A 12,271-nucleotide genomic window follows, 5' to 3' on the forward strand; every position below is an offset into this window, starting at 1 on the left:
CTAAAGCATTTAGCGAGTAGCCATTATTGACCGACTTGTAAGCACAGACTTGACTTTTTTTGTTCGTTTTTGTGTCAAGACAAAAATGAACGTAATAAAATAAAGAACTACTAATCCTCTTAATATATCCAATTTCTCTTTAGGCTCTTATCTCGCTGTCATTCTGAGCTTGTCTCAGAATCGCATCCTTTATAAATCCCCCGATATAGACAAGTTTTAAAAAATACATTAATAAATGAAAAAAATTAACACTAATCATTTTATGAAGATCATTTATACTCTTTGTGTTGTCTTCGGGGGATAGAGTGTGAATCTGTTTACTCTTTCATAATTTTACATAGTTTTTTAATTCAACATTAGTTTTAAAATCCACTCCTTTTCCTGTACATCGCGCCAACTTTGTTTTAGGAAAGGGGTTTTTTGTTATGTTTTACGTGATACGCTTAACGTTTTACGTTTTTTTTCTTATTAATATTCAAATCCTTTTTTAACAACGAATTTTAGAGTTGACATACGATTTGCAGACGAGCTTCAATCCATTGAAACAAGCGTAAAAAAGATTAGTGAGCGTATGCGAATCATTTAATCTTTTTAGTGCGTGAGATGAGAATTGAACGTCGAAAATCGCAGTCTTGTAATGCTTTGCATTCATGAATACCTTAAAAATAATAATAAATCATATGAATAACTTTTGATTACTTTTTGATCAAGCAAAAAAGTAATAAATAAAGAACTACTAATTATTCTCTTGTTCACGTAATTATGTTCAAAACATCATCTTTTTGTCTATCTCAACTCATCTCAGAACCTCATCCTTAATCTGAATACATTTTACTTTATACTTTATACATCACAACTACTACATTTTACAATTCTAAAATCTCAATACTAATATCTAAAATCTAATATATACATCTTACAATTCTAACTGAATCGAATAACCATCTGTGCATTTCTATTATAAGAAATACATATTTAGAGAGCGTACTTTACTTGATTTGTAGAGGAATAAAACCAAGCATATTATATGAAGTTCGATGCGATTGTGATGGAAGAAAACGACCAAAAACAAGAAAGGCATGGAACTCATCTTAAAGCATTAGAGGTACTGGTATACCGAGCAACAATAAGAGAGCCCACGCCTAGGTCGTGAGCAAATTTACTTATTTTCTCGTTGCTACAAAAATTACCAGTTTTCAAAAGCGAGATAAAAGTATTTTACTTTATTTTTTAACTATCTGTAAACAAATATAATAAAAATATTTTAATTGCGCATTATCGACCGCAATATTTTTATTTACTACTACTAATTTGCTATCATGGATAGTTCTAATAGACGTATATGTAAATTCATATATAATAACTGGATAACAAAATCTGAATCACAAAGAAAGTTTGCTGACGAACATAATATTGAAGAAAGCGTTGTCAGAAAAATAAAAAAAGCTTCTCAAGATGATAATTATATTGAATATAATATGCCAATATCCACACTTGAAAGAATTTGTGAAGCTAGAGAAATCAAGTTATACGAATTCTTTAAGCTGGTTAATATATAAAAAAGCTCCATTAGGAGCCTTATTTTTTATTCGTTTATATCTTTTATTTTAATGTTTCTACCTGGATTTCCTACAACTGTGGCACCATCCGGAATATCTTTTATAATAACAGCACCTGCACCAATTGTACACCAATTACCTATTTTTATTCCTTGAATAACAGATGCGCCAATCCCAATATGTGTACCTTCACCTACCTCAACATTTCCTGCTAAAGCAGCATTTGGAGATATATGCACATAATCACTAATTATACATTCGTGGTCAATAGAAGCATTGGTATTAATGATACAATGTTTTCCTATATTGACTTCTGAATTCACCGAGACACCTGACATTACAACAGTACCTTCTTCTATTTTTGCTCTTTTTGAAACAGATGTTTTAGGGTGAATTAGTGTAGGATAATTCTCTACTTTTAATTTATCAACTAGTTTTTTCCTAATTTCATTATCTCCAATCGAAATTATTAAATTAGAACTCATTGTAAATTCGTGAATTACCGAATAATTGAAAAGTGATGTAATAGACAAATCATCATCATATACATTTATAATCTTATATTTTATTTCTTCTAATAATTCAACAATAACTTTTGCATGACCTTTCGCTCCATAAATATCTATCTTCATTTTTCAGCAAAAAATAATTTATCAATGAAATTTAATTGGTTTTGCAGGTATCCCAACTGCTGTACAGTTAGCTGGTAATGATTTGGAAACAACTGCTCCTGCTCCTAGAATTGTATTTTCTCCAATTTCTAATAAATTGATAATTTTAGCACCAGTTCCTACATAAACTCCTTTATGAATATGTACTTCTCCTGAAATATTGACCGAAGGCATGAACGCACAATAATCATCAATTATAGTATCATGCCCTACTGTACACATTAAATTTAAAATAACAAAGTCTCCTATGACTATATTACAAGTAATAATATTTCCTTCACAAATAATACAACCTTTTCCTATCTTCACATCATCTTTAGATATTGAAGCATTAGGATGCACAATAGAAGGATAGTGAATATTAGGATTAGTAATTTTATTTAATATAATTTGTTTAATTTTTGGGTCACCAATGGAAATTACCAAACACAACTCTTCATTTACTTCGTTCAACTCTTCAATTCCTCCTAAAACAGGATATCCATTCACAATAGAGTCTTTTTCTTTACCATCATCATAAAACCCTATAAAATCGTATGTATTGGGATTGACAATGTTAATCTTATCAATTATAGTCTTCACTTCTCGACCAAAACCGCCAGCACCAAAAATTGCAATTTTTTTCATATTATTTTTTAATTTTTACCATTAAACGCTTCCGCAGTTGCCTGCCCCACTTGAGATATTCCCTCCGATTTAAACACTTTTTTGAAGGTTGTTAAAAATACCTTTACATCCATCAAGAAAGATAAATTATCGACGTATTCTACATCCAATTCAAATTTCTTTGACCATGAAATCGTATTTCGTCCGTTGACTTGTGCCCAACCGGTGATACCCGGGCGAACATTATGCCTGCGCTTCTGTGTTTCATTGTATAAAGGTAGATATTGCGGTAACAACGGTCGTGGTCCTATCAAACTCATATCTCCTTTCAACACATTAATGAGTTGCGGGATTTCATCTAATGATGTTTTGCGGACAAATGCACCAATCGGCGTTAAGCGTTCCGCATCTGGTAAAAGATTTCCATTAGAATCCTTTTTATCATTCATGGTTTTGAATTTGATGATGTTGAAAATCTTTTCATTCAACCCTGGACGAGCTTGAAAGAAAAATGGTTTTCCCTCATTGGCTAAGTATAAGCCTACCATTACGAATAGAAATATTGGCAAAAGAATAATCAACCCTATCAAAGCAATGATAAAGTCAAAAAGGCGTTTGAAAAAGTGTTTATACATTAATTTAGAGATTAGATATTGGGGATTAGAAATTAGGGACTAGAGTTTTGATTTACGATATTTTATTAATCCATTTAACATTTTACCTATTTCTTCAATTTTTGCTTGTAAAATTATATAATCAGAATCTGATATAAAATTAATATTTTTTGAAATTAATAATTGAGTATCTAATTCCATTAAACTACCTAAGGCTATGTATAAAAAATGAATAAACTCTTTATCAGAATTACGTGCAGCTCCTTCTGCTATATTTGAAGATATAGAAACTGCTGATCTTCTAATTTGATTGGTCAAACCATATATTTCTTCTTTTGGAAAAGATTGTGTTTCTTTATAAATAATCGTAACAAAATCAACCGATTTCTTCCAAACATCTAAGTCCTTATGCGTTTTCATATCTTTTATTTTAGGGACTAGGAACTAGAATTAGAAAGACTAGTTTCTGATCACTGATTTCTAGTTTCTAATATCTAATTCTTGATATCCAGTTTTTTAATCAATATATTATATTCATCTAACAAAGCGTTCCACACTACTTGTTGTTCATAACGTGATTGTATCATTGGGCGAGCATTATTCTTTAAACTTAAGTAATAGTCTTTATCTTCCATCAACTTTTGCATAGCTACTGTAATTGCTTCTGCATTTTTTACAGGAATAATCGTACCATTTTCTCCTTCAACTATAATTTCGTTACACCCATTAATATTGCTTACAATACTTGGTAATTCCATTGCTCCTGCCTGCATTACTACATTCGGGAATCCTTCACGATAACTTGGAAATACTAACGCATTCGAAATTGCGAAATAAGGACGAACATCTTTTTGAAAACCAACCGAAATGATATTTTTATTTAGCTCTATTTCTTTTAACGTTTCCTCCTTTAAAGGATCAAGTTCTGTTTCTAATGGACCTACTAATAAGAGTTTAGGGATTCGGGATTGGGAATTAGAGATTGGAGACTGGAGACTGGAGATTTGGTGTTCGGAACTAATTCCTAATTTCAGATCTCTAATTTCTAGTTTCTGAAACGCTTCAACTAATTCATTGATTCCTTTATCTCCAACCAAACGACCAACGAAAATGAAAATAAAATCACTTTCAGAAATATTGAGTTTTTCTTTTAATTGTACTTGTTTTTCTTCTGAAATATTATTTTTAGAAAAATAGTTCAAATCAATTCCGTTCACATTACCATTTGCAATTACTTTAAGAGGTTTAGACGTAATTTTATAAGAAATTAAATCATTCTTTACGCCGTTACCTTCAGGATAAATATTTGTTGCTGACCAACAAAGCAATTGATCCATTTTAATCAATAGTTGTTGCATCTTACCTGTTTTAGTTGGAAAAATGAGTCCTGTAAAGGTATGCATTCGTATAGGTACACCAGCCATTTTACCTGCTAACATCGTTAACAAGCCTGCTTTGGGTGTAATAGAATGAATAATAGTCGGTTTTTCTTTTCGAAATTGACTATAAAGTTTAAAAAGTGAAATTAAATCTTTAAACGGGCTAATACCACGTTCCATATCGACAGAAATCGTTTTTATCTCTTCTCTTTTACCTACTTCGATTAAATCATTTCCTTGAGATGAAAGTCCAATAATTTCAAATTTTTTTGACAAAAATTTTAATTGTCCTTTTAGTAATATATTTAGTGACAATGGTATGGTAGAAGTACGTACTATTTTTTGCATTCTGATTGGTATAAATCTAATAAACTATTCACCATGTTTGTAACATCATATTCAAGTGATTTTTCATAACATTTATTAGAAATTAATTTATAATGATTAATATCTTCTAAAGAAATAATTTGTCTTTTTAGATCAGTAGAATTTCCTTTTTCAAAGAGTAAACCTCCATTATTAACAACTTGCGCTAAACCTCCAACATTTGAAGCAATTGTTGGTTTACCACAGGCCATTGCCTCTGCTGCAGCTAAACCAAACCCTTCCCAATGTGAACTTAAAATAGCAATATCTGACATTTTTATTAAACGATAAACATCTGTTCTTATTCCTAGAAAATTCACTCTATTTTGCAAATTTAATTCTTGAACAAGTGATTGCAGATTTTCTCTTCTGATCCCATCGCCTACTAATATCAATTTATAATTAGAAGGTAACATAGATAATGATTTTATAACTGTATCTTGATCTTTTTGTTCCCTAAATCCTGCGACCATTATGAGTAATTTCTCACACTCACTATATCCAAAATTAATTCTATTTTCTGGAATAGCATTTGAAATTTCTTGAATATTAATTCCGTTGTTAATCACAAAAAGCTTGTCCTTATTAAGTTTAAGTTTGTTTATTAAAGAATTTTTGACTTCTTGCGTAATACATACTATTTTACTAAATCCTTTATAAATAAATCGTTCTAACGATCTAAATCTTGGATTATCCATTCTTGAATTTCCTGTATTATGTTCTGTAAAAATCAATTTTATTTTAGAAAATGACAATATTTTTGCTATTACTGTATAATATTGAGCAGGGAAAAGATGTACATGAATTATATCGTAATCTCTAAAATATTTAATTATTTTAAAAATATAAATTGGATTGTAATATGATCTACCAAGTGAATAAATTTTACAACAATTTTTGCTTGACAACTCATTATAAAAAGCTGTATGTTCTCCGTTCAATAATAAAACATTCACAGTATTCCCTTTTTTAACCATTAAAGGAATTGTGTCAACTATTAGTTTTTCTGCTCCACCAACATGTAAACTGTCTATAATTTGCAAGATTCTCATTATTTATCTTTCACTAAAAAAATTAAACTTAAAGGGAGTCCTATTAAAGACAATAGTGGATTGGTATTACTCCACTTGTTGTAAAATTTCTTTTCAGAAAACTTTGCAAATCTCCAGTAATTAATATTAGCCTTAACTTTCTGTATAAACGGAATAGGCATTTCCTGAAGTTCCTTGTAAAATAGGATTGTAGAATCCGGAGATTTTTTTCTAATCTTAAAAATATTATCGGTGAGCCCTCCTTCTAAATATTCTCCGATATAAATAATATCCGGTAACCACAAAAATTTATATTTTAATCCAATACGGTTCCATATTAGGCTTTCCGGGCAAAATCGCTCTTCATTTATCTTAGGAAATGGGAATTCTTTTAATACTGATGTTTTAACAACTTCTGCCATATCTCCCTGAATATTGTGTTTATATCTAAATGTAAACACATCAGTTATCATAAAATTTGAAAAGTTATCTGATCCGATAGCCTGATTAATATTGTAACCACGACGGGCGGACAAACCTCCTACTGATGGGGCATCCTTTATTTCCTGGTATTGATTAACAATAAAATCGACTGCATGTTGCAATATATAATCATCGCTATCTACAATAAAAAACAACTCGCCCCGAGCCATCTCTACTCCTTTATTAATGGCAATATGTTTTCCAGAGTTCTTTTGTTTATAATAATTAATCTGTATTTTTTGCTCAGAGATGAACTTTTTCACAACCTCTGAAGTATTATCTATAGAACCATCATCAACTATTACCCATTCAAAATTTTGATTGGTTTGCTTAACAAGACTATCATAAAGTCTAGATAATAATTCAGCCCGGTTATATGTTGGAGTAAAAATAGAAACGAGAATTTTCATTGCAAAATTACACTTGGGTTTTAATTTAATTTTAATTTATAAAATACTATACCGAAAATAAAGCAGACCAGTAATAGTGTAAATTTATTAAACACTTTGGGTTTTATGCTTGAATATTCAAAAAACGGAGCTATAAGCAAAGGGATTAACATCCATGATAATACTCCATAACGATCGCTGTAGCCTGAGTTAAACATTATAAAAAAGAAACCACTCAGATATAAATACATATTATATACTAAGTTATAATCTTTAGATTCTTTGGAACTGTCTTTTAATATATATCTAGTATAGTAATATCCAACAATCGCAAAAAAGAGATTAAAAATAAAAAAATCAATTCTAAACCCAATTTTGTAATCGGAAGCACTTACAGTACTATATAATTGAAATTTATCATTAACAAGTGAGTTTATACCTGGTATTACCGACAGCCACGAATAGATGGGGATATTAGTAATAGATAATATCGTCCCTAAAATAAAACTTATAATAGCATACTTATTTTTGTCAAAAAATTTTGAAATCAAAAATGCTACCAAAGCTATGGCTAATGAAATATGAAAGGTGAATGCAATAACAAAAAGTAGATATTTAATGTAATTCTTTTTAAAAGTAAGACCTACCAGGAAGATGGAACACGCTAATCCTTGTCTGATCGTATTAATTCCCATTGATTTAAAAAAGAATAAGCTTACCCAACAAAAGAAAATCAGGAAAATATTATTAAACTGTTTCCTTTTTAAAAATACATATATAAGGGCAAGGTATATGAATGCAATTGAAAGTATAAAGAATCGGTCTGAAGCACCTAATTTGAACAATAACGTATTATATAAGTTAAACCCCTTCTCATTATATAAATCACTTTTACCTAGGCTGTATACACTTTTATACATCATAGTATCCACCCCCACATCATAATCACGTAATCCAAACATTAAGATAAAAATGACACTAAAGCATATCACTAAAATATTCTGTAAAGTGGTTACTTTATTTTTCTTAAAATAAACCTCTATTATTATTATTCCCGCAAAAAAAGCTAATGATAAATAAATTAGAAAAAACCAATTATTAAAAATAGTTTCAGCAGATTCAATCATCTTTCAAAATTTTATTTAATTTATCATTATATATATCGAAAGTGCACGAAGCTAATACTCTATTTCTTGCATTCGTACCTTGAAGAATAAGGATATTTGGGTTATCTATATACTCCATAAACATTTTTGATAAAGTTAAAAAATCAGTTTGCTCAATCAGCCACCCACCATTACCATGTTCAACAGCATCAGAAATTCCACCTGTTTTGGTTCCAATAGCAGGAATACCACATGACTGTGCTTCTAAAAACACCAGGCCAAATCCTTCAACCTCAGTTGAAGATGGAGATTCTTTGGTACAGAGAACAAAAATGTTGTTCTTATTGTAAAACTCTGTTAGATGCTCATCTTTAATAAATCCTAAAAAATTAACATTTTTTCCGATGTTCAGTCTTTTAATTAATTCTTTAAGTTCAGGTAAATAGGGTCCTGTACCCCCTATATTCCATTCTACTTTATTTTTATATTCTTCAGGCAGACTGGCAATAGCATTTGCAATGGTATCATATCCTTTAAATTCCAAAATACGGGCAAGAGTTGCTATTCTAATTTTATTATCGTTTGTATTGTTTTTCGGTTGAGGATGAAAAAATTGATAGTCAACAGCTAAAGGGAGTACTTTAGTCGGTGCCTTAGAATCAATATTTTTAATCAGACCTTCTGTATAGTGGCTATTGGTAATTATTTTTTTTACTTTCTTCAAAATAAGTTTACAATACGTGTTGATCCAAATATGTTTTCTGAATACACTTTTTGCATATAAAAATTCTGTACCATGCCCTAATACATAAATATTTTTATGGCCTGCCAGTAAAGCTAAGCCTGCTTCGGGATGCCAAACACCACACAAAATATCAACCTCTGAAGAATTATAATTCTTCAGATATTTTATAATTGCCAACTCTAACCGACCTCTTTTTTCAGAAAATCGTTTAATATCAAAATTTTTAGGCTTAAAATCTGTATTAGGGCCAACTATATCTCTTGTTATCACTTCAACTGAAGAATAATAGGAATGCATCCCTGATGCTATTTCACGACATAACCTTGCGATCCCGCCATTACCAGGCGGAAAGTCATAGGTTAATATTATTAATTTTTTTTTATAAGACATAATTATTTCCCAATTAACAATCTGATAACCTTCTTTATTTTTTCTGCTTTCTTTTTATTATAAAACTTCTTCAAAGCCTTTTCTATTTCCTCTTTTGTGAAAAAATCAGAATATTTACTATATAAATATCTGTTCAGTTTATCATTATCTGAAAACATGTGTGCGACTTGGTTTACAACCCAGCTGGCCAATAGTTGCCTATTCACTAAAAGCTTTCCATCTATCTCTGTGGTTAACCATACTATGTATTGTTCTATTGCTGTTAGTTTCTTTTCTATTACATCCTTGTTGGAGTTATCACTGGATATATTTTTACCTGAGTATCTCCAATGAACAAAATCAGGTATAATATCTATCCCATTATTCTTTAATGAGTATTTAATCCATGTGGCATCGTCTGAAGACCAAGCCAAAGGAAAATCAACAAACCGGTTTTCTAAAAAGATTTTTCTATCAAAAATATATTCTACTATATAACTTCTAAACCGGTCGTATCCTAATCTACGATCTAAGAATTGTTGAGGTAAGATGCGGTCCTTCTCATTATTTGTTTTATCAAAATATAATTTAATTTCATTCCCGTTTTCATCAATCATCTTAGTGAAAAACTTAAACAGAGAAGAATCCGGTTTTAATTTTTGATATTTATAAAAAGAATCTACAGCTGTTGGATCCATAATATCATCATCAGAAAAAAGCCAAATAAATTTTTCTTCTGATAATTCAACACAACGCTCCCACTGTTTTGTTAAAGACGTTCCTCCTAAATTATCTTCAAATTTATGATAAACAATATCAATTGAACCATTAAATTTATCTACAATATGCTTCAACTCATACGGGCTCGCATCATCACCAATATAAACTGTAAAATTTTTATTGGTTTGATTATTAATTGAGATCAAAGTCTTTTCTATATAATCCGGTTTATATGCTGGTATGATTATCGCTAATTGCTTCATTATTTTTATTTGTATTTTTTATAAACTTATGTAAGATTACTTTCTTATTTCTTTTAATAAAAAAAATTAATATTTGTCTTTAAGTTTATCTATTTCATTCAAAACATCCTCATTAAGTTCCTGATAAAACAGATTTTGATTATCCTTAATCTTATCTATACTAATTTTTGAAAGCGATATTTTTTTCCTCTTCTCAATTAAAGATTCAGAAATACGCCATTTAATAAATTTTGCTGGATTTCCACCAACAATGCTGTAAGGTTTTACATCTTTTGTAACTATACTTCCCGCTGCAATAATTGCTCCCTGTCCTATTGTTACTCCAGACATAATAATACTATTCTGCCCTATCCATACCTCGTCTTCAACATTTATAGGTCCTTTAGTTCTTGCATCCAAGGGAGAATATTTCTCGAAAAAAAAAGCCTTCAAAGGAAATGTAGTAAAAGCAGACATTTGGTGATTTCCACCTAATATAAAGTAAACATTTGGTGCAATACTAACAAAATTACCTATTATCAGTTTTTCTGCATCATTTTCAAATGATTCAATATTAAGTGTTCCATATGACTTATTTCCTACCTGAACTATTTTAGTATTTTTAACATTTCTGGATAAAGTAGTATAATTATGTGGGTTTTGCATTCTCCAAACCACTTTTTGCATGCTTCTTTTATAAAAAAACAATAGATCAGCACGAAATAAGTTCAATAGTTTTAAATACTTTATCATAGCTTCTGATAAATTGATAATAAATCATTCATGTGTTCGGATGACTTCTTAGTTCCTTTAATATTGTTAACAACTCTATTATAGAAAGAGTATATCTCTTCACTATTTAAAAAGTTTATTACATTTACAAGTTCCTCATCATTATTTGAGAAAAGAATACCATTATCATCATTAATGAAATCTGGCAAACCACCCATTCTAGTTCCTAAAATAGGAATTCCTGAATTTAAAAACTCAAATACGACTTGTGGCGCATTATCTTCCCAAATTGGTAATACTAATCCAATATCAACATTACTTAAAATATTTTTAAGATCACTATGCTGATATTTTCCATGATATGTTACATTAGGTAGTTGTTCAACCAACTCCATTAAATGTGCATCAATTCCTCCATAAATATGGAAATTATGATGACTTTTACTTGCTATTTTAAAAAATAAATCAGAGCCTTTATGGTAATTCAAATTTCCAATAAAGCCAAAATTAAATTTCTCATCTTTATTCTTAAGTTCTCTTTTACCAAAGGATAATCTAAAATCATCTTCTGCTGTATAGTTTCCAATATGATTCACATAAAAATTACTATTTTCGAATCCATTTCTTATATAAATTTCCTTTACTCTATTGGATACTGCAATCAATGCATTAACATTTGAAAACATTTTTTTTCCAAATTCAAATCTCTCTTTATGACCCGAAGAATCTTTTATTTTGTCAATTCCTAATATTTTCCCAGACTTCCTAATGATACTTCCAAGTTTGCTATCAATTGTTTCCTCCCAGGATATACAACTATTACATTTAAGATTACCATTGGAAGATTCGCATAATTTACCTTCGCGATCAAGCAGTATTATTCTATTACAAACATATGAATAATCATGAAGTGAAATAACCACCTTAGCATAGTTCATAAACATCTCTAAAACACCAACTGGTAAATCAATCATCATATGAACATGGATAATATCTGGACGTAATTCTGATACTATCTTTTCAATATTTTCTATATCTGAATTACTAATAACACTACTCAAATGGAAGGGTCTCAGTATAGAATTATAATTTATCAAATTATATTCATATTCTTTAACTTCACCATTATTCTGCGAATAAAGAACATATACTTCATTGCCAAATGAAGATAAAGTTGAAGAAATATTTCTTACATAATTGGTTATTCCTCCATTAAAAGAAATATCATATCCTGTACTTATCTGTAATATTTTCTTTTT

Annotated in this window: 12 protein-coding genes; all 12 read right to left on the reverse strand. The window is 29.7% G+C overall.

Annotation, left to right across the window (positions count from 1 at the left end; all coding sequences use genetic code 11):
* Positions 1 to 1,585: 1,585 nt before the first annotated feature.
* Positions 1,586 to 2,185 carry an acetyltransferase gene (locus B3J26_RS02730; RefSeq protein ID WP_291073208.1) on the reverse strand — a complete coding sequence of 200 codons (600 nt, stop codon included), beginning with the start codon at positions 2,183 to 2,185 and terminating at the stop codon, positions 1,586 to 1,588.
* Positions 2,186 to 2,212: 27 nt separating this feature from the next.
* Positions 2,213 to 2,857, reverse strand: coding sequence for an acetyltransferase (locus tag B3J26_RS02735; protein ID WP_280049484.1), 645 nt, complete (start codon positions 2,855 to 2,857; stop codon positions 2,213 to 2,215).
* A gap of 8 nt (positions 2,858 to 2,865) precedes the next feature.
* Positions 2,866 to 3,471 carry a sugar transferase gene (locus B3J26_RS02740; RefSeq protein ID WP_291073118.1) on the reverse strand — a complete coding sequence of 202 codons (606 nt, stop codon included), beginning with the start codon at positions 3,469 to 3,471 and terminating at the stop codon, positions 2,866 to 2,868.
* Between the two features lie 39 nt (positions 3,472 to 3,510).
* On the reverse strand, positions 3,511 to 3,870 hold the full coding sequence (locus B3J26_RS02745; protein WP_291073120.1) for a four helix bundle protein: 360 nt from the start codon (positions 3,868 to 3,870) through the stop codon (positions 3,511 to 3,513).
* A 74-nt stretch (positions 3,871 to 3,944) separates the two neighbouring features.
* Positions 3,945 to 5,177, reverse strand: coding sequence for a glycosyltransferase family 4 protein (locus tag B3J26_RS02750; protein WP_291073121.1), 1,233 nt, complete (start codon positions 5,175 to 5,177; stop codon positions 3,945 to 3,947).
* On the reverse strand, positions 5,165 to 6,238 hold the full coding sequence (locus B3J26_RS02755) for a glycosyltransferase (protein ID WP_291073122.1): 1,074 nt from the start codon (positions 6,236 to 6,238) through the stop codon (positions 5,165 to 5,167). The genes B3J26_RS02750 and B3J26_RS02755 overlap by 13 nt, the downstream gene beginning before the upstream one ends.
* Positions 6,239 to 6,246: 8 nt before the next feature.
* Positions 6,247 to 7,119 carry a glycosyltransferase family 2 protein gene (locus B3J26_RS02760; protein ID WP_291073123.1) on the reverse strand — a complete coding sequence of 291 codons (873 nt, stop codon included), beginning with the start codon at positions 7,117 to 7,119 and terminating at the stop codon, positions 6,247 to 6,249.
* Positions 7,120 to 7,139: 20 nt separating this feature from the next.
* Positions 7,140 to 8,225 (reverse strand): EpsG family protein, encoded by a 1,086-nt coding sequence (locus tag B3J26_RS02765; protein ID WP_291073124.1) that lies wholly within the window; start codon positions 8,223 to 8,225, stop codon positions 7,140 to 7,142.
* Entirely contained in the window at positions 8,218 to 9,339 is a 1,122-nt protein-coding gene (locus B3J26_RS02770; protein ID WP_291073125.1) for a glycosyltransferase family 4 protein, read from the reverse strand. Before B3J26_RS02770 ends, B3J26_RS02765 begins: the two co-directional genes overlap by 8 nt.
* A gap of 2 nt (positions 9,340 to 9,341) precedes the next feature.
* Positions 9,342 to 10,301 (reverse strand): glycosyltransferase family A protein, encoded by a 960-nt coding sequence (locus B3J26_RS02775; RefSeq protein WP_291073126.1) that lies wholly within the window; start codon positions 10,299 to 10,301, stop codon positions 9,342 to 9,344.
* A gap of 66 nt (positions 10,302 to 10,367) precedes the next feature.
* Positions 10,368 to 10,946 carry a CatB-related O-acetyltransferase gene (locus B3J26_RS02780; protein ID WP_291073129.1) on the reverse strand — a complete coding sequence of 193 codons (579 nt, stop codon included), beginning with the start codon at positions 10,944 to 10,946 and terminating at the stop codon, positions 10,368 to 10,370.
* A gap of 83 nt (positions 10,947 to 11,029) precedes the next feature.
* Positions 11,030 to 12,262 (reverse strand): glycosyltransferase, encoded by a 1,233-nt coding sequence (locus B3J26_RS02785; protein WP_349679505.1) that lies wholly within the window; start codon positions 12,260 to 12,262, stop codon positions 11,030 to 11,032.
* Positions 12,263 to 12,271 lie beyond the last annotated feature (9 nt).

This window comes from Empedobacter sp. UBA5987, assembly GCF_002429865.1.
In the GTDB taxonomy this organism is placed as follows: Bacteria; Bacteroidota; Bacteroidia; order Flavobacteriales; family Weeksellaceae; genus Empedobacter; species Empedobacter falsenii_B.